The 21,902-nt window shown below is 72.5% G+C and carries 12 protein-coding genes; 4 read left to right on the top strand and 8 right to left on the bottom strand.

The window, feature by feature from the left end:
* The coding region (locus ACFQ6N_RS31590; RefSeq protein ID WP_380656484.1) for a hypothetical protein at nucleotides 1–501 on the bottom strand (501 nt) is incomplete at its 3' end.
* 189 nt (nucleotides 502–690) lie between these two features.
* On the opposite strand from ACFQ6N_RS31590, the gene ACFQ6N_RS31585 reads away from it, so the two are divergent.
* On the top strand, nucleotides 691–1,275 hold the full coding sequence (locus tag ACFQ6N_RS31585; protein WP_380656482.1) for a L,D-transpeptidase family protein: 585 nt from the start codon (nucleotides 691–693) through the stop codon (nucleotides 1,273–1,275).
* An 86-nt stretch (nucleotides 1,276–1,361) separates the two neighbouring features.
* Here the strand turns inward: ACFQ6N_RS31585 and ACFQ6N_RS31580 are convergent, their stop codons facing one another.
* The 3 genes from ACFQ6N_RS31580 to ACFQ6N_RS31570 all read right to left on the bottom strand — a co-directional run bounded on the left by ACFQ6N_RS31580 (nucleotide 1,362) and on the right by ACFQ6N_RS31570 (nucleotide 15,489).
* Nucleotides 1,362–1,907: a BMP family ABC transporter substrate-binding protein gene (locus ACFQ6N_RS31580; RefSeq protein WP_380656479.1), complete on the bottom strand. Its 546-nt coding sequence runs from the start codon at nucleotides 1,905–1,907 to the stop codon at nucleotides 1,362–1,364.
* Complete coding sequence (locus tag ACFQ6N_RS31575) at nucleotides 1,897–2,910, bottom strand: hypothetical protein (protein ID WP_380656476.1); 1,014 nt, start codon at nucleotides 2,908–2,910, stop codon at nucleotides 1,897–1,899. The genes ACFQ6N_RS31580 and ACFQ6N_RS31575 overlap by 11 nt, the downstream gene beginning before the upstream one ends.
* 87 nt (nucleotides 2,911–2,997) lie before the next feature.
* Nucleotides 2,998–15,489 carry a LamG-like jellyroll fold domain-containing protein gene (locus ACFQ6N_RS31570; RefSeq protein ID WP_380656473.1) on the bottom strand — a complete coding sequence of 4,164 codons (12,492 nt, stop codon included), beginning with the start codon at nucleotides 15,487–15,489 and terminating at the stop codon, nucleotides 2,998–3,000.
* A 453-nt stretch (nucleotides 15,490–15,942) separates the two neighbouring features.
* Here ACFQ6N_RS31570 and ACFQ6N_RS31565 point away from each other — a divergent pair, with 453 nt between their 5' ends.
* Nucleotides 15,943–16,941 carry an alpha/beta hydrolase gene (locus ACFQ6N_RS31565; protein ID WP_380656470.1) on the top strand — a complete coding sequence of 333 codons (999 nt, stop codon included), beginning with the start codon at nucleotides 15,943–15,945 and terminating at the stop codon, nucleotides 16,939–16,941.
* Nucleotides 16,942–17,125: 184 nt separating this feature from the next.
* On the top strand, nucleotides 17,126–17,923 hold the full coding sequence (locus ACFQ6N_RS31560; RefSeq protein WP_380656468.1) for an NAD-dependent epimerase/dehydratase family protein: 798 nt from the start codon (nucleotides 17,126–17,128) through the stop codon (nucleotides 17,921–17,923).
* 122 nt (nucleotides 17,924–18,045) lie between these two features.
* Here ACFQ6N_RS31560 and ACFQ6N_RS31555 read toward each other — a convergent pair whose 3' ends face one another.
* Nucleotides 18,046–18,456: a hypothetical protein gene (locus ACFQ6N_RS31555; RefSeq protein ID WP_380656465.1), complete on the bottom strand. Its 411-nt coding sequence runs from the start codon at nucleotides 18,454–18,456 to the stop codon at nucleotides 18,046–18,048.
* A gap of 137 nt (nucleotides 18,457–18,593) precedes the next feature.
* A complete protein-coding gene (locus ACFQ6N_RS31550) occupies nucleotides 18,594–19,685 on the bottom strand; it encodes a VWA domain-containing protein (protein WP_380656463.1) in 1,092 nt (363 codons plus the stop codon).
* A 240-nt stretch (nucleotides 19,686–19,925) separates the two neighbouring features.
* Between ACFQ6N_RS31550 and ACFQ6N_RS31545 the strand changes: the two genes are divergently transcribed.
* Nucleotides 19,926–20,273 (top strand): hypothetical protein, encoded by a 348-nt coding sequence (locus tag ACFQ6N_RS31545; protein WP_380656461.1) that lies wholly within the window; start codon nucleotides 19,926–19,928, stop codon nucleotides 20,271–20,273.
* A 111-nt stretch (nucleotides 20,274–20,384) separates the two neighbouring features.
* On the opposite strand, the gene ACFQ6N_RS31540 is transcribed toward ACFQ6N_RS31545, so the two are convergent.
* On the bottom strand, nucleotides 20,385–21,155 hold the full coding sequence (locus tag ACFQ6N_RS31540; RefSeq protein WP_380656458.1) for a sirohydrochlorin chelatase: 771 nt from the start codon (nucleotides 21,153–21,155) through the stop codon (nucleotides 20,385–20,387).
* Between the two features lie 141 nt (nucleotides 21,156–21,296).
* Nucleotides 21,297–21,842, bottom strand: a complete 546-nt coding sequence (locus tag ACFQ6N_RS31535) for a DUF1259 domain-containing protein (protein WP_380656455.1) — start codon at nucleotides 21,840–21,842, stop codon at nucleotides 21,297–21,299.
* Between the last annotated feature and the right edge of the window lie 60 nt (nucleotides 21,843–21,902).

Here is a 21,902-nt window from a genome sequence, read left to right as displayed (position 1 = left end):
GGTTTTTTTTAAAAAGACACCCCCCCCACCCCCCCCCGCCCCCCCGCCCCGGGCCCCCCCCACCCCGGCGCGGTGGGCGCCGCCACCGCCGGCGCCCTGGTCGGCGTCCTCGTCGAGGTGGGCGACCATCTTCCGCCGCCACCCCGCACCACCGAGCTCCTTCAGCCGGGCCTGGTGCGCGGCGACCGCCTCCCCGTACCCGCCCAGCAGCTCGGCCGTCGCGGCGGCGTCCGGGCGCAGCGCCCGGGCCAGCGCGGCCGTGTCGGCCGGTGAGGGCACCCGGTTGGCCTTCGCAGCGAGGAGCTGCCGACGGCCCTTCAGCCAGTAGGACAGCAGCGGCTCGTCGATGCGGTGCCCGGCCAGTTGGAGCCGCCGCACCAGCACCTTGCGCGACGGCCGCTGGTCGCCGTCGGTGGCCTCCCCCAGGCACCGGGCCCAGTCGTCCAGTGCCCGGGCGAACGCGCCCGCGGCCTCCTCGAAAGCCTTCTCCCGCTGCTCCACAGGCGTCCTCCCGGAGTGGTCCGACCTGCACCGCCGACCGCTCGGGCGCAGGTCAGCGCGGTGCAAGACGAAGTGCAAGTTCCACTGTTCCGCATCCGATGGACGGCCAACCCCGGTGCCCGGAAGTCTCGGTGACGGCGCCGGGGACCGACCCGGGCCGAACCGAACAGAAGCGGACAGGAGCAGGACATGTGTACGAACCACTCGCACTCCGAGCACGGCACCCCCCGGCCGGCCCTCACCTCCCTGGTGCTCGCCGCCGGCCTCGCGGCGGCCTTCGCGACCGTGACCGCGCCCACCGCGCAGGCGGCGGACAACGGCGTCCGGATGACCTTCGTCAAGAACCACGAGCACCCCGACCACTCCACCCTCACGGTCCGCGTCAACGGCGAGACCATCGCCTCCTACCGGGCCGGGTCCGGCATCGGCGCGAGCACCGAGGGCCGCGACAGCTGCCGGACCGACAAGGGCTGGCTGCCGAACGGCACCTACCGGATCGAGGGCCACGAGCGCCACCGCGACCGCACCATCAAGGGCTTCGCCATCGCCCTGTCGGACAAGAAGTGCTCCGACGGCACCCTGCGGTCGGACCTCTTCATCCACAGCGAGATGACGGCCGACGGCGACCAGGGCAGCACCGAACCCACCAAGTGGGACGGCGACCAGGACTACCGCTCGCTCGGCTGCATCAAGCTGCACCCCGACCACATCAAGGCGCTCTTCACCAAGCTCGACGACCGGGGCTGGCCCACCACCCTGGAGGTCAGCGGCTGACCCGGCCCCACCCGGACGCCCCGGCCCGACGAGGAGGACCCCCGCCCGATCCCGGGCGGGGGTCCTCCTCCGGCTCCGGCACCGTACTACCCCTTCAGGGCGCCGAAGGCCTTCGTGAGCGCGTCCGCCACCTTCGCCCGGGTCTGCGGCCCCGGCGCGACCACCGTCACGTTCCCGCCGGCGGCGGCCTCCCCGACCACCAGGAAGCGCACCGCGGGGTTCGCCGGGGCGATCTGCGTCACCGCCTGCACCTGGACGCTCCCCGCCGCCAGCACGACGTCGCACTTCCGGGCCACCAGCGTGTTCGCGTACGGCACGGCGTTGCCCACCGACTGGTCCCCGATCACCGGCAGGCTCGACACCTTCCCCGCGGTGGCGGACGAACTGTCCTGCATCGCCCCCCACACTTCGGCGGCCTCCGGCTCCGCGACGCCCTGCTGACCCGTCAGCAGGCATGCCTGCGACGCCGCGTACTGCCGGGCCCGCGCCGGCGGCGGGTCCCCGTCGTCCTGGGCCGGCCAGACGGCCGTGCCGACGATCCCCACCAGGCAGGCACCGCCCAGCGCCGCGGCGGCGGCCCGCCGCTTCCCGGCCCGCCCGGTGCTCCCGGCCCTCCCCGCGCTACTGCTCATTGACCTGGTACGGGTGCTCGGCGTCCACGGTGCAGACGAAGACGCGCAGCGAGCCGTCCCGGCCCAGGACGACCCGGGTCGGGATGTTGAGGCCGCGGGTGGTGTCGTCCGCCTCCTCGACGGGGCGCCAGCTGAGGTTCCCGTTGTCCCATTCCCGGCTGGCGGCGGTGACCAGCAGGCGCATCGGCGCGCCGCACTCGCACACCATGGGCGCGGGGCCGGTCAGGTGCCAGGAGGCAAAGCCGCCGGCCTTCCAGCCCGGGGCGACGGACAGGTCGAACTGGTAGCCGGGGGCGTTCTCGTCGGCCTCCTCCTGCTCCTCCTCCCAGGCGCCGATGGCCTCCTGGAGGGAGACCGGGAGCAGTTCGACGTCCTGGTGCTCGGTGACCCGCTCCGGCTGGAGCAGGCAGGGCTCCGGGAGGTAGCCCTTGTTCCCGACGACCGTCAGCCGGGGCGGCTCCGGGAGCGGGTCGACGACCTTCGCCGAGTCCCGCCAGACCAGCCGGACGTCGATGGCGCGGTTCTCTCCGTGCGCGTCGAACGGGCACCAGAGGACCTGCAGCAGGTCCTTTCCTTCCGGGAATTCCAGATCCGGCACGTCCGAGCGGAAGAGCTGGAGCACCGGGAGCAGCGGGATCGGGGCGTCGTCCGCGATTTCTGGGGCGTATTTCCCCCGCTTCGTGAGGGCGTCCAATTCGAGGCGTTCGTCGGCGGAAGGGCCGACGGGATTCCCCGCGGAATCACGCCGGCTCCAGATCTCGGACAACAGTCGCCGGTACTGCCGGATGTTCGCCACGAGTTCACCGCGGGACTTCCGGTGGACCGCCGTACAGGTCGGCCAGGGCTCGCCGGAGGGCCAGGACAGCATGCCCCCGACCGAGCTGTCGGACGGCTTCGGGTCGCCCGGCCTCGGGTGGAGCCTGGTCGCCGGGGCGGTGTGGTGCCGGAGCTCGGGAAAGAGGGCTTCGACGTCCACCGGCCGGGCCGGCGTGGTGCGGGACATGCGGACCTACCTCCGGATTCGCAAAAAAAGTCGCGTCAGTATAACGGACCGTTCAGGCCCGCGCGGGGGCGCGGGCCTGAAAGCGGTTCACCCGATATCGAATCCCGGGGTGAGGGGATTTGCGGCCGGGTTGTCCAGGTGCCCGGTCAATTGGAAGCCCTGGTTACCGTGCGCCGTGAATTCCAGGCGGATCGGAGCGGGATTGCTCCCCGCGTAGATAGGCGTCACGGTGTACTGGACGACCTGTCCCTTGTCGACGGCGTCGTAGATGGGCCCCTCGACGATGTCGCGCATCCACGGCGAGTTGACCGGGTTCTGGGTCAGCGTGACCAGGTTGTACTTGGACATCGGGCCCTTGCCGGGCCCGCCCAGGCGGCCGGCGAGCAGGTGGCCGCGCGCCTCGTTCCAGAGGGTCCCGTGGCCGCGCCAGCCAGGGGTGCGGCGCTTCCCGGCCTCGGTGCCCTTGTCCAGCATGTCGCCGCGGACCGAGGCGTGCATGGCTCCGGGCCGGCCGAGCGCGTCCGGGGCTTCGAACCGGACGCTGCCGTCCCAGATGTACTGGTCGCCGCCGCAGTTGTGGACCAGGAGCGGGGTGGTCCCGGCGAGGACGTAGTAGGTGTGGAGGCCGTCGACCGTGAGGTCGTAGGTGGTGGTTCCGGCTTCGTAGCGGTGGGTGGTGCGGACGGTGGCGGTGCCGGTGGGGGTCTGGAGGCGGTCGCCGGGGCGGAGGTCCTTCGCCGGGACGAAGGCGTTCCGGGTGAGGTCGTAGAAGGGGTGGTTGTCGGTGGTGGTCAGGGTCGAACCGGCAGCCGGGGCGGTGGCCGCGACCGGGGCCGGGGCGGTGGCCGCGGCGGCCTCCGGGGCGGCACCGGGGACCGCCGACAGGGCGGTGAAGGCGGCGACCGAGGCGGCGAGGCCGAGGGCGAGGCGCTTCAGCGGGCCGAGCCGGCCGGTGCCGCTGCCGCCGTTGTCGGCAGCGGTCCCGGCACCGGTCCCGGCAGCGTCCGGGGTGACGGTGACGTCGACGTAGTCGTGGTCGGTCGTGGTGACGATGACCTTGTCGACCTTGTGGGTCTCCGTTCCCTCCTTGCCCGGGACCGAGTTGGCGATCTCGTCGCCCTCCTTGAGCTGCGCGATCGGCCGGGTGCTGCCGTCGGCCATCAGGACCGGGGTGTCGCCGGTGAAGCTGTGCGTCTCGCAGCCTTCCGCGCCCCGGCCCGAGCCGGAGCCGCCGCGGTCCTTCACGGCCCGGACGCCCGCGCCGAAGGCCCCGCCGGCCGCTCCGCCGACGGCGCCGTCGACGGCTCCGCTGACGGTGGCCTGCCCGGCACCGGCCCAACTGCAGCCGGTCTGGGAGGAGTCGCAGGTGACGCCGTAGTTGAGGGCGCCGGTGGCGGCTCCGGAGATGCCGCCGATGGCGGTCTCCTCCAGGACGGTGGTGACCGCGCGGGGCAGCATCTTGCCGACGACGGTCTGGGCGAGCTTGCCGCCCAGGGCCCCGCCGATGCCGCCGCCGAGCGCTCCGCCCAGGGCGCCGAGGCCGGCCGCCATCGCGAAGCTGCCGACGGAGCAGGCGCCCTGCTGGCCGCCGAGGCACTTGGCGCCCTGGTCGACGGCCCCGCCGGCCGCGCCGGCGAGGGCGCCGCAGGCCATGGCGCCGGGAATGGACATGGTGCCGCCGGTGGCGACCGTCACCACGGCTTCGCAGCCCATGAAGACGGCGGCCGAGACCGCGAAGGAGGCGATGGTGGCGGCGTGGTCCTTGACGTACTGGGTGACGCCCTTGGCGGTCTCCACCACGGTGTCGGCCGCGGTGGAGACGAACTGCTCGGTGGCGTGGTACGCCTGGGCGACTTGCTGGCGGGCCTGGCTGACGTAGGCGGCGGTCTGTCGCTGGAGCCTGGCGATGTTGTCCTTGATCCGCGCGATGTCCTGTTCGATCGAGCGGTAGACCCGCTCGGCCTGCCGGACGGCGGCCTTGACCGCGTTGTTGTAGGTGTCGACGACGAAGTGGTAGGCGTCCCGGGCGCGGTCGGCGACCCAGCTGGTGGCGGCGTGGTAGGTCTCGGTGACGGCGTGCCAGGCCGTACCGGCCGCGCTGGTGACCGCGTTCCAGGCCGAACTCGCCACGCTGACGACCTTGTTGACGGCCTTGTTCGCAAAGCTCTTGATGCTGCCCCAGAGTCCGTGCCCGCTCGGGTCGGTGCCGCTGAAGGGGTTGTCGTCGGCGTAGGCGAAGGGGTTGGCCGCGGCCGAGTTGGGGGTGGGGCTGAGCGACCAGGTGTCCTTGTTCATGAACTGGCCGGTGCCGGGGTTGTACCAGCGGGCGGCCATGTTGACCCGGCCGGTGGACTGCTCGGTCCAGCCGGACTGGTAGCCGAGTTGGCCGATCGACGCGCCGCTGGCACCGATCGAGGCGCCGAAGGGGTCGTACGCGACGGAGGAGGTGAGCGTGGTGCCGGTGGCGGTGAAGTCGGCGACCACGTCGGTGTGCTGGTCGGTGAAGGCCAGCGTGTTGGCGGTGGCCTGGCCGACTGTACCGATGCCGATCAGGTCGCCCGCGACGCCCCGGCTGTAGGTGCTGGTGCCGTCGGAGGCGACCAGGTTCCCCTGGCCCGAGTAGCTGAACGTACGGCTGCCGACCGTGGTGGTCTGGCCGGTGACGACCCGGCCGAGGGCGTCCGCGGTGTAGCGCTGGGCGCCCTGGAGGACCTGCTGGCCGAAGGCGTCGGAGCCGTTGGCGGTGATGGTGAGCCCGGCCTTGACGGTGGTCAGGGTGCCGCGCGCGCTGTACGTGTACATCGCGTTGCCGTCGCCGGTGAGCTGGTTGCGCTCGTCGTAGGTGTAGACGTTGCCGCCGACCCGGGTGCGGTTGCCGGAGGCGTCGTACTCGTACGCCGTGGTGGTGGTGCCGTTGTTCCAGGAGGCGAGCCGGTTGGCGTAGTCGTAGGTGTAGGTGTTGGCGGCCGGCCCCGCGAAGCCCTGGGTGGTCTTGGAGGTCAGGTTGCCGGCCGGGTCGTAGCCGTAGCCGATGGCGGCGACGGTCGCTCCGCCGGGCTTGGCGAGGGTGTCGCTGGTGAGCCGGTGCAGCTTGTCGTAGCCGTAGCTGCGGATGTTGCCGCCGGCGCCGTAGGTGACGGTGGCGGGCTGGTTGAGCGCGTTGTAGCCGAGGCTGAGGGCGGTGCCGGTGACCGGGTCGTTGAGCGTCTTGAGCCGGCCGGCGCCGTCGTAGCCGTAGGTCGCGGTCCCGGCGGCGTCGGTGCGTGAGGTCATCAGGCCGTCGGTGTTGTACGCGAAGCTGCTGGACCCGCCGCTGCCGCCCGCGGTGAGCAGGCCGCCGCGGTCGTTGTAGCTGAAGGTCTCCGCGGTGGCCGCGGTGGTGGTGCCGACGGCAGCGGTGGAGGCGCCGGTCATCCGGCCGTCGGGGTCGTAGTCGAAGGTGCGGGTGGCGGTGTCCGCTTCGGCGCCGCTGCCGCTCTGCGAGGTGACCTGGTCGAGGTCGTCGTAACCGAGCTGCTGGCGCACCCCGCCGGGGGCGAGCTTCAGGGTCGGGCGTCCGGCCGCGTCGTAGACGGTGCGGCTGGTGCGGTCCGCGTCGGCGGTGTAGGTGTACGCGGCCGTGGAGACGGCCGGTTCGGTGACGCTTTCCGGCAGGTTCCAGCTGTTGTAGCCGTAGATCCAGTTGTGGTTGCGGCCGTCGGTGAAGCGGGTCCGGTGTCCGGCCGCGTCGTAGCCGTAGGTGGTGGTGATCGAGGCGGTGTCGCTGACCGGTTCGGTCTGGCTGGTCAGCGCGCCGGTGGCATCGTAGGTGAAGCGCTCGGTGCGGCCGGTCGGGTTGGTGGTGGAGAGCATCCGGCCGCCGGCGTCGTAGGTGGCGGTGCTGGCGGCCAGGACGGTGCTGCCGTCCAGGTCGAGCCGGCGGGTCCGGACCACGTTGCCGGTCTGGTCGTAGGTCACCTTGGTCCAGGTGCCGTCGGGTGCCCGGGTGGCGGCGGGGCGGCCCAGGGCGTCGTACTGGACCTGGGTGATGTTGCCGGCGCCGTCGGTGGTGGAGACGGCCTCGCCGACCTGGTCGTAGCCGGTGGAGGTGGTGATGCCGCCGGGGCTGGTGACGGAGGCCAGGAAGGCGCCGCCGGGGTTGCTCGCGGAGGGGGCGTAGGAGTAGGTGGTGGTGGCGGTGACCGGGGCGGGGTAGCGCTCCAGCGTGGTGGTGGTGGTCCGTCGGCCGAGCCAGTCGTAGGTGGCCCGGCTCTCGGCGCCGCCGCGGCTGACGGTGGCGAGCACCTGGCCGGCGGCGTCCCGGACGGTCCGGGTGGTGCCGCCCTTGGGGTCGGTGGTGACCGCGAGGTCGCCGAGCTGGGTGTAGCGGTAGGTGGTGACGCGCTGGAGCGGGTCGGTGCTCTTGGTGAGGCGCCCGTCGGGGTCGTACTCGCGGGTCGACCTGGCCCCGGTGACGGTACCGCTGCCGTCCGGCTTGGCGTAGGCGGGCAGGGTCACGCTGGTGGGGCGGCCGCCCGCGTCGTACGCGGTGGTGACGGTGTTGCCGTTGGGGTCCTGCTGCTCGGTGATGTCGCCGAAGGTGTCGTACCCGACCGTGGTGGTGGGGTGCATGGCGACGGGGGTGCCGCCGCCGGTCTCGACGTTGACGGTGGGGGCGCTGGTGAGCACCCGGTGGCCGGCCTCGTCGGTGAGGTAGCCGGACTTGTTGCCGTTGGGGTCGGTCATCTCGACGGGCAGGCCGCGCTGGTCGAGCTTCCAGCTGACGGTGGCCTGCTGGGGGGTGGTGGAGGTGACGGTGGCGCCGGTGCGGCCGTTCCTGGCGAGGTCGGCGACGTCGCCGTCGCGCAGGGCCCAGCGGTACAGCTGGACGTTGGCGACCTGACCCTTCATCAGATCGCGGGGCGAGTCGTTGGCGGGCATGGTGGCGCCGATGACGGTGCCGGCGGTGCCGTTCCAGGCGGTGGTGTTGGTGCCGGTGCCGGCGAGGGCGCCGTCCACGTAGAGCCGCATGGTGCCGGTCGGGGCGTCGAAGACGCCGACCAGGTGGGTCCAGGTGTCGCGCTTGGGCGCGGCGGTGCCGGAGGAGGCGGTGCGCCAGACCGGGCTGTAGACGTCGGTCGAGGTGGTGTGGAAGGCCCAGCCGACCGTCGGGGAGTACTGGAGGATGAAGGCCGCGGTCTGCGACCCGCTCTGGGTGACGATGCTGCGGTAGTCGGAGAAGTCGGAGACCTTGGCCCAGGCCGAGACGGTGTACGAGGCCGTGGTGTCGACCACCGACGCGGCCTTGACCGCGCCGCCGGTACCGTCGAAGGACGCGGAGGAGTCGGTCCAGCCCACGGCCTTGAGCGCGGTGGCGCCGCGGTTGCCGCCGCCGGCGTCGGGCACGGCCGGGCCGTTGGCCTGGTCGAGCTTCCAGACGGCGGCGGGCTGGCCGAGCTGGGTGGCGGCGGTGCGGCCGGCCGTGTACAGGGTGCCGGCGTCGGTGTCGGTGACCGCCCGCTGGTACAGCTGGACGTTGGATATCTGGCCGTTCATCAGGTCGCGGGCGTTGCCGGTGGCCGCCTGGGTGGCGCCGAGGTACACGTTGCCGGTGCCGTTCCACGGCGTCGGGTTGGTGCCGGTGCCGGCGAGGACGCCGTTGACGTACAGCTTGATCGCGCCGCCGGCGGAGTCGTAGACGCCGACCAGGTGGGTCCAGGTGCCGGTCTTGACCGCGGCGAGGCCGGAGGCGGCCTGGGTGTAGCCGGTGTTGGTGTTGTCCGTGCCGGCGATGGTGAAGGCCCAGCCGGTGTTCTTGTCGAAGCCGAGCAGCATCGCGAGGTTGTTGGTGCCGCCCTGCATGACGGCGGCGTGCCAGTTGCCGGTGTCCGCGAGGTTCACCCAGGCGGAGGCCGTGAAGGAGGTGGCGGTGTTCAGCACCGGGCCGGTGCCGGCGATCAGGGCGCCGTTGTTGTCGAAGGCGGCCGCGTCGCCGGTCCAGCGGACGGTGTTGGGGACGGTGCCGGGGTAGCCGTTGCCGGTGCTGTCGGGGACGCCGAGCCCGGAGGTCTGGTCGAGCTTCCAGGCGGCCGCGGCCGGGCGGGGCGCGTTGGTGGTGCCGCCGCCGCGTCCGGTGGTGAACAGCGCCGAGGCCTCGGAGTCGCCGAGGGCGCGCTGGTACGCCTGGACGTTGGCGACCTGTCCGTTCATCAGGTCGCGGGCGGGGCCGGTGGCCGCCTTGGTCGCGCCGATGACCAGCGGGCCGCCGCCGCTCCACGGCGAGGGGTTGGTGCCGGAGCCGGCCAGGACGCCGTTGACGTACAGCTTGATCGCGCCGCCGGCGGAGTCGTAGACGCCGACCAGGTGGGTCCAGGTGTTGGTCTTGACCGCGGCGAGGCCGGTGGAGGCCTGGCTGAATCCGGAGCCCGCGGAGTCCCGTCCGGAGACGGTGAACGCCCAGCCGGCCCACCGGTCGAAGCCGAGGAGCATGGAGAGCTGGTTGGTGCCGCCCTGCATGACGGCGGCGTGCCAGGTCCCGGTGTCCGCGAGGTTCACCCAGGCGGAGACGGTGAAGGAGGTGGCGGTGTTCAGCACCGGGCCGGTGGTGGAGACGGTACCGCCGGTGCCGTCGAAGCCCGCCGCGCCGCCGGGCCAGCTGACGGCGCCGGTGGTGCTCGCGGTGTTGCCGGTGCCGGAGGCGTCGGGCACGGTGGCGCCGGACGCCTGGTCCAGCACCCACCAGCCCACCGGGTTGCCCGCACCGTCGAACTGGATCGAGCGGCTGGTCTGCTGGCCGGTCGCGTCGTAGGTGCTGCTGGTGGTGTGGGTGGCGCCGGTGGCGTCGCGCAGTTGCTGGGCGGCGACGTGGTCGTCCGGCGTGTAGGTGAGCGTGGTGGTGCGGTTGACGCCGTTGGGGTCGACGGTGCTGGCGGTGGTGCGGTTGGCCGCGTCGTAGGCGTTGCGGGTGACGGTGGCGCCGTTGTTGGTGCGCTGTTCGGCGACGTTGCCCGCCGCGTCGTAGCTGTTGGACTGCAGCACGTACGACTGGGCGCCGGTCGGGTCGGTTCGTGTGACGGTCGCGGTCAGGCCGTTGTCGGTGTAGGTGTACTTGGTGGTGTTGCCGTTGACGTCGGTCAGCGAGGCGAGCCGGCCGGCCGGGTCGTAGGCGCGCGAGGACTGCACCAGGTCCTTGGCCGGGGAGGGGTTCGCCGGATCGCCGGTGTGGTTCTTGAGGGTCTGGGTGAGCAGCCGGCCCAGCGCGTCGTACGCGGTCGCGGTGGTGTTGCCGCCCGGGGCGGTCTCGCTGGTCCGGGCGCCGCTCGGGTCGTAGGTGTTACGGGTGACGCCGCCCGCCGCGTTGGTGGTGGTCTCCAGCTGGTCGTAGGCGTTGTAGGTGTTGGCGACGGTGCGCGGGGCGTCCCCGCCGCTGAGGTCGCTGACGGTCTGCGCGGTGACCAGTCCGTCGGCGTCGAAGGTGCTGGCGGTCCTGGCCTGGTGGACCGCGCCGGTGACCCGGTTGGTGGTGGCCGGGTCGGTCCGGGTGTCCTGCTGGCCGGCCTTGTTGTAGGTGTAGGCGGTGGTCAGTCCGGCCGGGTAGGTGTCCGAGACGGTGGTCTTGGTGAGGATCTGGCCGAGGTTGTCGTAGGTGAACCGGGTGACCAGGCCGCTGGGCGAGGTCACCGAGGCGATGTCGCCGTTGCGGTTGTACGCGATGGCGGTGACGGCGCCGCCGGGCGAGGTGGTCCGGTACGGCAGGCCCTTGGGGGCGAGGCCGGAGTCTGCGGCGGCGTTGGTGGTGCCGTCGGTGTAGGCGATCGCGGTGGTGCGGCCGTTGGGGAAGCCGGCCACCGCCGGGGTGGTGACGCCGGTCTGGTTGCCTGCGGCGTCGTAGCTGTAGGAGGTCTGGTAGCTGGTGTCGGCGGCGTCGGCTGAGCGGCCGTCGCGGACGCTGGAGACCAGGTCGTTGAGCGGGCTCGGGGTGAGCTTGGTGGTGGTGGCGTCCGGCAGGAAGGAGGAGTAGGTGGTCGAGCACTTCTGCCGGGCCTGGTCCTGGCAGGTGGTCTTGGTGACCACGTTGCCGCGGGCGTCGTGGCCGGTGGTGGTGACGTTGCCGTTGGGGTCGGTCTCGGTGAGCAGGAAGCCCGAGGTGTCGTAGCCGTAGGTGGTGCGGGCGCCGAGCGCGGTGGTCTGCGCGATCATGCGGTTGCCGTTGCGCAGGTCGTGCTCGTACTTGACCGTACCGCCGCGCGGGTCGGTGACGGCGATGGTCTGCACGGGGGCGAGGCCGCCGGAGTCCGCGCCGGCCGCCCAGTGCGCGCCGACCTGGGCGGCACTCAGCTGGGCCCGGTAGTAGGCGACCTCGGCGATCCGGCCGGGGAAGTAGCCGAGCTGGTTGGTCGGGCCGGCGGGCCAGCTGTAGGACTCGCCGGCGCCGACGTAGACGTGGTCGGAGGCGGAGGCGGCGCGGGTGCCGTTGGTGTAGCCGACCTGCTTGCCGTCCAGGTAGAGGGTCTGCCCGGTGGCATTGGCGGCGAGCACGGTGTGGTGCCACTTGCCGTCGTTGACGGTGCCGGGGGTGACGATCTGCCAGTTGGTGCCGTACTGGTCCCAGAACTTGCCGCGGAGCTTGCCGTCGGTGCCCACGTACAGCGCGGGGACCCAGTTGTTGGCGCGCGGATTGTCGCTGTTGATCGGGGCGCCGGCATAGTCGAACAGCACGCCGCCGGCGGTGGAGCCGCTGTTCATGGTGAACCACAGCTCGACCGAGTCGTTGCCGGTCGACACCTGGACGGTGGACGGCATTTTCAGGAAGGAGGAGGTGCCGTCGAAGCCGGCCGCCTTGGCGTCGGCGAACGGGCCGTCGCCGCCCAGCGCGGTGTTGTTGTACGTGGCCAGGCCGGAGTTGACCTCGTTGACGGCACCGGAAGCTCCGGCGCCCTCGTTGAGCCGGAAGTAGGCGGCGGGGGCGGAGCCCATGACCGCGCCGCGGTAGACCTGGCTGGAGCCGGTGACGGTGGGGGCGGCCGGAGTCCAGGTCCCGCCGTTCTCGTCGGTGAGCTTGGTGACACCCGCGGTGGCGGTGTCGTAGCCGACCGAGGCGAAGGTCTTGCCGGAGGGGCGCAGCGCGCTGTTCAGCAGGTTGGCGGGGGTGGTGCCGGCCTGGTAGAGGGCGCTGACGTCGTCCTTGCCGAGCGGCTTGGTGTACCAGCCGGCCTGCGCGATGGAGCCCTTGAAGTAGGTGGCGTAGACGGTGCTGGGGTTGGGGCCGGGGTGCGGCTGGTTGGGCCAGTTCGCGCCGAGGTAGCCGGTGCCGAGATAGACCTGGTTGTACATCCAGGGCAGGGCGTTGGTGTGGCCGAGGGTGCCGAAGCCCGGGGCCGGGTTGCCGACCTGCTTGCCGTCGAGGTAGAGGGTCTGGGCGTTCCAGGAGCCGGTGAGCGCGACGTGGTGCCAGGTGCCGTCGTTGACCGGGGCGGCGGTGGTGATCGGGGCCGGGGTGTCGCCGGTCCAGAAGATGCCGTGGAGCTTGCCGTCGTCGCCGATGTACAGGGCGGGGGTGAAGTTCCCGCGGGCGGAGGTCGCGGCGATCGGGCGGTCGGAGTAGGAGAACAGCACGCCCGGACCGGAGCCCGCGTCGGCCTTGAACCACATCGCGACGCTCTGCGAGGAGGTGGTGCCGAGGCCGAGCTTGGGCAGCTGGACGTACGAGGAGGTCCCGTCGAAGCCGGCGGCGGTGGCGGTGGTGCCGGCCAGCGGTCCCGGCTTGCCGAGGGTGACGCCGTGGTAGGTGGCGTTGTCGTTGCCCTGGCGGGCGATCACGGCGCTGGCGGCGGTGGTGCCGCCGGCCTCGCCGAGCGGCCAGAAGGAGGCCGCGTCCTGGTCGAGGGAGAGGCTGCGGTACTGCGACGCGGCGGTGTAGCCGTAGGTGGTGCACTGGGTGGTGCTGACCGGGGAGCAGACCTTGGTGAGCTGGTCGCCGGTGAAGCCGTAGGTCCACACCAGGGAGCTGGTGGCGTCGCCCGCGGTGACCGGGTCGGTGGTGACCTGGGTGACGTGCGGGTTGGCGGCGCCGCTCGGGGTGGACCAGGTGAGCGCGAGGCTGCGGCCGGCGGCGGCCGAGGTCATCGTGGTGATCCGGCCCGAGGCCCAGGTCAGGTTGAGGGCGCGGCCGTTGGCGTCGGCGATCGCGGTGAGGCCGTAGCCGCCGGAGCCGAGGCCCTGGGCGAAGGTGTAGACGTTGGCGCTCTTGTCGGTGAGCGTGTAGCCGGTGGCCGGAGCGGTGGCGCGGGCGAGGGTGGCGAAGCGGCCCTGCGGCGGGGCGAAGGTACCGTCGGTGTTTCGGCCGAAGCCGACGGCGGAGCCGTCCGGGTAGGTCACCACCACGCCGGTCTGGGTGCCGGCCGGGTCGTACTGCTCGGCGACCTTGGCGTCGAGCAGGCTCGACCAGCCGGCGCCGAACGCCCCCGTGATGCGCGGGTCGAGCGAGTTGTAGTCGCGTTCGACGGCCAGGCTCGGGCCGGGGACGGAGATCTTGGCGTCGGTGGCGCGGGTGGTGTAGTTCCCGATGGCCGGGTTGAGGCCGTGGTCGTCGGTGTTCTGGGAGAGCTTGGAGGTGACGACGGGCTGCGGGACCTGGGTGGTCAGCGCGTACCAGGACGGGTTGGGAGAGTAGCCGACGCCGTCGAAGGCCTGGACGGTCCAGTAGTAGGTCTGACCCCAGGCCAGCTTCCCGGCCGGAACGGCCCAGCTGGACTGGAAGTCGGTGGAGTCGACGGTGCCGGACTCGGCGACCTTGGTGCCGTCGGTGGAGAACACCTGGAAGGCGAACTTCGGGCTGATCAGCGGTCGGCCGCCGGACTGGTCGATCTGTCCGCTGGCCGCCAGCAGCGGGGTGAGCGTCTGGACGCCGGAGCCGTTCGGCGGCGACTGGATCAGGACCTGCGGCTGGAGGACCCCGGTGTAGGTGATGGTCAGCGTCGGCGCGCCGTCCGGGTTGTACATCGACCCGAACTTCTTGTAGGACGCCGCGTCGTTGGTCGCCGCGTAGAGCGCCACGCCGTAGTCGGGACCGCCCTGGGCCCAGCCGTTGAGGGTCGCCGGGGACAGCGCGACGGTGATGTTGTCGCCCTTGGAGGGGTCGCCGGCGGAGTTGGCGCAGGCTGCGGAGGGGGTCGGGCTCGCACTGCCGATCGAGCCGCCGTACGCCGGGCCCGGAGCGGCGGTGACCTCCGCGGGGGTCCAGGGCGTGGTGATCGCCGCGGCGTCGAAGCGCTGCGGCGTGCAGCTCGCGGCGTAGGTCATGAAGAGGTTGAGCGTTGCCGACTGCACGGTGGCGAAGGAGCCGTCCAGCCCGAGGTTCGGGAAGGACAGGAACGAGGTGGAACTGTGGGTGCCGCCGTCGTAGGAGCCGACCTTGAGCTCCTGTTCCATGGAGTGGTCGCCGACGGGCGTGTTGGACTCGGTGTAGGTGGTCGAGCCGCCGGAGCTGAAGGAGGGGTCGACGGTCACCGGGAAGACGCGCTCGGGGGCGTGCAGCCACGCCTCGTCCAGGGTGACCACCAGCGAGGTGCGTCCGCCTTCGGTCTCCAACCGGTAGCCGACGGCGTGAGTGGTGACCGGGTCGCCGGAACGGGGGTCGATCTTCGAGTCGTACGCGTAGCCGGGAGGGATGGTGCCGGCGGGCTTGCCCTCGCCGTCACGCAGGTCGACGCCACCGTCCTTGGTCAGGGCGGCGGTCAGGCCGTGCAGCTCCAGCGGGAAGACCCAGCGATTCCCGGCCTGCGCGGACTTGAGGACGATGGCCTCCTTGAGGCCGCTCGGACGGGCGGTCAGGTGCAGGTCGGTGTCCGGGCCGACCTGCTGGTAGCGGACGGTGCCGTCCTTGGCGTCGGCGGCCGCGTCGGCGGCGCCCTGCAGCCCGAAGGCGAAGGACTTGTCGCCGCCGATGGTCACCTTTCCGAGGTGGTCGTCCTTGGCGTTGCCCGCGAAGTCGACCGCGTTCCCGGGGGACTTCTGCTGCCAGCGCCCGCCCTGGCCCTGGGTCAGCTTCGGCTCGGGCTTCTGCCAGTTCCCCTTGGCGTCCTTGACGTTGACCGCGCTCTGGTGGAACTCGCGGGTGTAGGAGCCGTCCGGGTTCTCGTAGTAGTCGGAGGTCTCGGTGGACTTGTCCGCGCGGCGCTTGCTGGCGCCGGGGTCGAAGCCGGCGGCGGTGGCGCTGCGCCCGGCCGGGACCTTCGCCACCGGCGGCTGGTAGGCGGGGAGTTCGCCCGGGCTGCGGCCCGCCGGCCGGCCGTCGGCCTCGCTTGTGTTGCTGGTCTCGGCCGCCGGGGCGTCGTGGCTCTTGCCCTCGGCCGTTCCTGAGGCCTGCTGCGGCAGCTTGCCCCAGTTCGGCGCGGGTTTGTCCGTCCAGAGGTCGGAGAACCAGGTGCGCACGGAGTCCAACGACAGCGGTTGGAGCGTCGCGCCCCGGGCCATCGCCGACTCGGTGGTGAGCAGCAGCGCGATCGACGTCAGGACGGCGAGCGCGACCGCGCGCGCCCAGCGTCGACCGGGCGAGAAGAGGCGAAGGTGCCGACGCGAAGTGCCGTGGCGGCGGGGCATGTCTGCTCCTGGAGAGATTCGTGCGCACAAGGGCGCCGCCGAATCTGTCCTACATGGACATGCCTTGACTAGGCATTGATCGGAAAATGTGGATCTTGTTTATCTGAATTTTACATAACGCAGGCATCTTGATCACTTACGTTCCGTGTGCGGTTTTCGTACGCAGATGGTTCGCCTCGTCACTGAATACCCCTTTGTTGACGTGTCGACAATCACAGCTTCAGCGGCGGGTGGTGAGGGTCTCCCAGGTGGGGCGGCGACCCGTGAGAGCCGGGCGGGGGCGGCCGCCTGGACGGGAGTGGTGGGCTGACAGGCTGTAGGGGTCGGGGTGCCGCCGGGCATCCCTCGGGCGAGGGGGTCCTGGTGGTGGACGGATCAGCGTCGGCAGCGGCATCGGTAGCGGTGTCGGCATCGGCAGCCCGGCGGGTGCCGGCGCCTCCGCTGGATCCGCAGGTGCGGGCCGCGGTGGCGGCCGCCGGTGAGCGGGCTCGGGAGGTGCTCACCCCGGACGGCCTGGCGGCGTGGCAGGAACGGGACGCCGCCACCCGGCCCCGACCGGCGCTCGACCGGCTGCGCGACGGCGGCCGGTTCGAGGTCGAGGAACTGCGCGTGCCGCGGGGCGGGACCGACGGCGGAGAGCGGGGCGGAGAGCGGGACGAGGAGCGGGGCGGGGAGCGGGACGAGGGCGACGTCACCCTCGTCTGCGCGCGGCCCGCCGGGGTCCGCGAACCGCTGCCGCTGCTCTACTACCTGCACGGCGGCGGGATGGTGACGGGCAACGCGTGGTCGGTCCTGCCCCGGCTGCTGCGCACCTGGGCGCTGCCCCTGCGGCTGGCGGTGGTGTCCGTCGAGTACCGGCTCGCGCCGGGCACCCGCTTCCCCGGCGCCGTCGAGGACTGCTACGCCGGGCTCCTGCGGGTGGCCGGGCACGCGGACGCACTGGGCGTGGACCCGCGGCGCATCGTCATCGGCGGCAAGAGCGCCGGCGGCGGGCTCGCCGCCGCCCTGGCCCTGCTGCTCCGCGACCGGGGCGGTCCGGCGCCGGTCGGCCAGCTGCTGCTGAGCCCGATGCTCGACGACCGCGGCGACACCTTCTCCAGCCGCCAGATGGCCGGCCACGACACCTGGGACCGCACCTCCAACGCCACCGCCTGGCAGGCCCTGCTCGGCGACCGGTACGGCGCCGCCGACCTGTCGCCGTACGCCGCCCCGGCCCGCGCCACCGACCTGTCCGGGCTGCCCCCGGCGTACGTCGACGTGGGCTCCGCCGAGACCTTCCGGGACGAGGCCGTCGCCTACGCCGACGCGATCTGGCGGGCGGGCGGCGAGGCCGAACTGCACGTGTGGCCCGGCGCCTGCCACGGCTTCGACACCCTCGCCCCGGACGCGGCCCTCTCCCAGGACGCCCACGAGGCCCGCACCCGCTGGCTGCGGCGCGCCCTCAACGGGTGAGCCCGGCAGACCCGGTGAGCCGACCGGGCCGGGCGGACCCGGTGCCCCGGTAATTCGAACGACCCCTGGCACCCCGTCAGGTACCGTCACACCTCGCCGCATCCGACCGGTGGGCCCTCCGAGCCTGCGGGAAACCGGGGAAGCGGAAAACGCGGGACAACGGAAAACCAGGGAGACGCGACAGATGGCGAACCAGCCGAACCAGGTCCTCCTCACCGGTGCCGCCGGCCGCATCGGCACCTGCCTGCGGGAACTGCTGCCCGCCTACGGCTACCGCCTGCGCTGCTTCGACCGCCTCCCGGTGCCCGGCGACCCCGACGCGATCACCGCGGACCTGCGGGACGCCGCGGCGCTGGCGGCGGCCACGGAGGGCGTCGACGCCGTGGTCCACCTGGCCGGGATCCCGGGCGAGGCGCCGTTCGCCGACATCCTGACCGCCAACATCGAGGGCACCTACCGGCTCTACGACGCCGCCCGGGCGGCAGGGGTCCGGCGGATCGTCAACGCCGGGAGCAACCACGCGGTGGGCTTCACCGAACGGCCCGCCGACGGCGGCACCGTGCCGGTGGACACCCCGCAGCGGCCCGACACGTACTACGGGCTCTCCAAGTGCTTCGGCGAGAACCTCGCCTCGCTGTACGCCGACCGGCACGGGATCGAGACGGTCTCGCTGCGGATCGGCTCCTTCGCCCCCGAACCCCGCAGCGTCCGGATGCTCGGCACCTGGCTCAGCCCGGGCGACTGCGCCCGGCTGATGCACGCCGCGCTCACCGGGCCGGTGGCCGGCCACACCGTCGTGTACGGGATCTCCGCCAACACCCGGGCCTGGTGGGACCTCGCCTCGGCCCGGGCGCTCGGCTACCGGCCGCTGGACGACGCCGAGGTGTTCGCCGCCGGCCTGATCGCGAAGCTCGGCGAACTGCCCGCCGACGACCCCGAGTTCCGCTACCTCGGCGGCCGCTTCACCCAGACCGGGGGCTGACCGCCGGGCCGGGCCGATCGCGGCGACCGGTCGGGCCTGAGGATACGAGGCCGGCCCTCACTTCCGAGCTGAGCGCACTGCTCGAACACTGGGGGGCGAGGCCTCAGGGTGTCAGGCGGGCCTCAGGGTGCGAGGCGGGCCTCGATCTCCTCCAGGAGCGGCCGGTAGGCCCGCTCGGCTGCCCGCATCAGGGCCTCGCAGTCGGCGAACAGCCGCCGGGAACGGGCCTTGCGGCCGGGCATCAGGTCGTACCGGCGTAGGCGCACCGAGCGGTGGTCCACCATGAAACCCGCCTTGCAGCGCACCCCGTGCGCGTATCGCACGGTGTCCTCGGCCTCGCGCAGCAGGGCGTGGTAGGCGTTGTGGGCCGACTTCCAGCGGGCGGCGTCCTCCTCGGTGCCGTCCACCTCGGCACCGCCGAACTGGACGACGTCGTACAGCGTGAACTCGAGCCCCTCCGGCACCTGGGCCCAGGACATCACCCGCCACGGCCACGGCGTCAAGGTGAAGGTGCCCTTCCGAACGCGTATCACGCAACCCCCCTGGATCTGTGCGCACCGGACCGGGCACCCGACGCCCGGCCCGGCGCCAGCGTAGAGGCACGCACCCGCTCCCGGCGAGCCCCGGCCGTACCCGCGCCCGCCTCCGCGCCCGCTCCCCCGTACCCGGGTTACAGGAGGACGAGCAGCTTGGTCCCCGGAACCAACTTCCGGTTGACGGAGGTCGATTGGACGAACACGGTGTACGACGGGTTGTCGCCCGGCTTCACCGTGGCCTCCGCCGCGGGCAGCCCGAGCAGCCGGCGGGCCGCCGGGCCCGAGAACACCCGGCCCGTCATCCGCCCGGTGGCCGGGTCCTTCTCCGCCACGGCGAGCTGCTTGCCGCCCTGGATCTTCTCCCGCTTGGACAGCTCGTAGAAGGCGCAGCCGGTCTTGTACGCGTGCCCGGCGCTGGTGACGAAGGCACGTATCGGCATCGCCTCGTCGACCGGGACCAGGATGTACTTGCCCGCGCCCAGGGCGTCGAGGTTGGCCTTCACGTCGGCCGTGCTCAGGTCCTGGCCCATGGCGAACAGGTTCCTGGTGCCGCGCACGCCCTGCTCGCGGCCCCGCAGGAAGCTGGTGGCGGCCGCCTTGACGGTGCCGATGGCCTCCTCGACGCCCTGGCTGGAGTCCGCGTCCCAGATCGCGATGTTGCCCGCCGGGAAGCCGTACTCCTGGGCGGTGCGCTTGGCCAGGGAGTTCGGCACCAGGATCGCCGAGGTCCAGTGGTCGGGCAGGTCGCCCAGGGCGCCGTGGATCCGCTCGATCCACCCGCGCAGGACGGCGCTGCCCTGGCCGCCGGCGATCCTGGTGTGCATCTGGCCGCTCTGCGAGTAGCCGGAGGCGTTCTCCTCGCCGTCGGTGACGACGACCTGGAGGAAGGAGTGCTCCCCGTACCCCTCCCAGATGTTCTTCAGGTCGTCGACGGACTTCACCGCCGCCTCGATCAGCGCCGTCGCGCCGTTGTCGACCCGGTAGAGGCCACGCAGCGACGGCAGGTGCTTCACGTCCATGTCCCAGACCAGGTTCTGCACCTCGTGGTCGAAGGCGTAGAGGCTGATCCGGGTCTCGTGCCCGAGCCGGTCGGACTCCTCCTGGAGGCCCTTCACGAACTCGTCGACCACGCGGACCAGTTGGCCCTCGTGCTGGCGCATCGAGCCGGACTTGTCGACCACCAGGGAAACGTGGTTGACCTTGTGCTTGATCCTGTTCGTGGACATTCTTCTCCCCTTTTCCCGTGCCTTCTCGACGCCATTCCCGGCGCCTTTCCGGCAGCCCCTCCGACGTGCTTCCACACTATGGGGAGGGTCTGACAATCCGTCCCGCCCGAGACGGATCGGAAAGCGGTCCTCGCGCTCCGTCCGCACCCCTGCACGCCGGTGACGATTCGCGTACGCAGCCATACCGTTGGCCGGTACCACGGGGCGCACCCGGCGACCCGGTGTCCAGGAGGTCCCCACATGCGACGCCTCGTCACGACGCTCGGTACCCTCATCGCCGCGGGAACGCTGGCCGTGGCCGTCCCCACGTCCGCCCAGGCCGCCACGGGCACCCTGACGTTCTACAACATCATCTTTCCCGGCGGGACGGGCGTCGGCCCGGGCGTGCCGTACGTCGACCCGGCCCCGGGCTGCTACGACGTGCCGAGGGAGGCGCAGGGACCGCTGTCGGGCGTGAACAACGCGACGGACAGCACGGTCCGCTTCTACTGGGGAGAGGACTGCACCGGCGGGTCGCTCTTCAGCGTGTCGGCCGGCCGTTCGGTCAGGTTCAACTCGCACCCGCGCTCCTACATGGTCGAGAGCTGACCGGAGGGCCCCTCCCCCGAACGCGGCCGCGCCGTCCCCGTGGTCGCCGCCCGATCTGCGACGACGACGGGCGACGACTACGGGGACGGCGGCGGCGGGAGGTACGGCTGTTCAGCGCTTCGCGTCACGCGCCCGGTGGAAGCGCTCCAGGACGAGCTCGACCAGTTCGGGTGCGTCGCCCAGCGGCTGGGAGACACCGACCGCCCCGGCCGCGGTCGACGCGTCGACGGTCACGCGGAACAGCAGGCCGGAGGCGAGGCAGAAGGACGCGACCGCGATCCGGCGGGCCCCGGCGCGGCGCAGTCCTTCCACCGCCTCGCCGGGGGCCGGTGCGGTGGTCGACGCGAACGCGGCCCGGCACGGCAGGCCGAGGGCGGTGCCCAGCACGGCCGCCATGGCCGTCACCGACGCGCACGCGCCGACGTCGACGCTGCCCGCCGCCGCCAGCACCAGGGCGTCGAACTCGACGTCCAGCTCGACGAGGCGGCGGCGCAGCGCCGCGACCAGCCGCCCGTCGGGCACGCCTGTGGGACCGCCCAGCACCGGCGTCAGGATCGGCGCCCTGCCGGGCGGGTCGGACAGCGCCTTGGGCAGGTCGACCCGGGCATGGAAGGCCGAGGTGAGCAGCAACGGCACCACGACCACCTGCTCGTGCCCTGCTTCGGCGAGCGTGCCCAGCGCCTGACGGGCCGTGGGGCCGGCGTGCCGCAGGAACGCGACCTCGACCCGGCCCGGCCCGGAGGCCCCGACCGCGCGGGCGAGCGCCCGGGTGGACTCCTGCGCCTGGGGTTCGAGACTGCCGTGCGCCAGCAGGAGCAGTCCGCTCGGACCCCGCTCGGCGACCGGTCGGGACGCCTCGATCGTGTCGGTCGTGTCGGTCACTGTCGTACCACCCTCGTCATGCGGCGCGAGTACAAGGAAGTGAGCACCAGGCTACCGTCAGTGACCAATCCCTGGGGCCGGACCGCGCTGCCACGGACACGGCCGGCGACGCCGGTGGGATGCCGGGAGGACCAGCCCCGGTCAGGCCGCCGGGACGGTGTCGGTGGCGTCCAGCGCCGCGCGCAGCGTGCGGGCGAGGGTGAGGCCGTCGCCGATCGCCCAGAAGTGGACGAAGAACAGCCGGGGTTCTTCCGTGAGGCTGTGGTTGTGGAGCCCGACGATGTCGATCCCGCCGCCCCGCAGCGCTGCCAGCACGTTCTGCACCTCGCCGGCGGTCACGGCGAAGTCGCCGTTGACGGCGGCCCGGCGGGCGCCGACCGGCTGGACGCTGATGAGGGTGGTCACGCCGGTGGCCGGGGGCAGGACGCGTCCGTGGTCGGTGACCGTCTCGCGGCGGTTGAAGGTGAACCGCTGGGTTCCGCTGTCGTTGACCCCCTTCGCGTCCAGCGCGTCCTCGATGGCGGCGGTGTCCAGGTCGACCTGCGGCTGCGAGGCGGCCGGCGGGGCGGCGGGCGTGGTCGTGACGGCCAGGGCGGCCTTCACGCCCCGGGCCAGGGCCGCGGGATCGTCGCCGTGCCCGTGGAAGTGGGTCCACCACATGGCCGGCTCGTGGGCGAGCAGGTGCAAGGGTCGGACGGAAGAGTCGGACGAAAGGGTCGGACGAAAGGGTCGGCGCCCGAGAACCCG

It is taken from the genome of Kitasatospora sp. NPDC056446, assembly GCF_042796115.1.
Lineage (GTDB): Bacteria > Actinomycetota > Actinomycetes > Streptomycetales > Streptomycetaceae > Kitasatospora.
This window is presented reverse-complemented; position numbering and strand designations above follow the sequence as displayed.

What these genes read in the sequence shown, in the direction of transcription:
- ACFQ6N_RS31585 (WP_380656482.1), top strand. Translation starts at nt 691, where the DNA reads ATGTGTACGAACCACTCGCACTCCGAGCACGGCACCCCCCGGCCGGCC.
- ACFQ6N_RS31580 (WP_380656479.1), bottom strand. Translation starts at nt 1,907, where the DNA reads ATGAGCAGTAGCGCGGGGAGGGCCGGGAGCACCGGGCGGGCCGGGAAG.
- ACFQ6N_RS31575 (WP_380656476.1), bottom strand. Translation starts at nt 2,910, where the DNA reads ATGTCCCGCACCACGCCGGCCCGGCCGGTGGACGTCGAAGCCCTCTTT.
- ACFQ6N_RS31570 (WP_380656473.1), bottom strand. Translation starts at nt 15,489, where the DNA reads ATGCCCCGCCGCCACGGCACTTCGCGTCGGCACCTTCGCCTCTTCTCG.
- ACFQ6N_RS31560 (WP_380656468.1), top strand. Translation starts at nt 17,126, where the DNA reads ATGGCGAACCAGCCGAACCAGGTCCTCCTCACCGGTGCCGCCGGCCGC.
- ACFQ6N_RS31550 (WP_380656463.1), bottom strand. Translation starts at nt 19,685, where the DNA reads ATGTCCACGAACAGGATCAAGCACAAGGTCAACCACGTTTCCCTGGTG.
- ACFQ6N_RS31545 (WP_380656461.1), top strand. Translation starts at nt 19,926, where the DNA reads ATGCGACGCCTCGTCACGACGCTCGGTACCCTCATCGCCGCGGGAACG.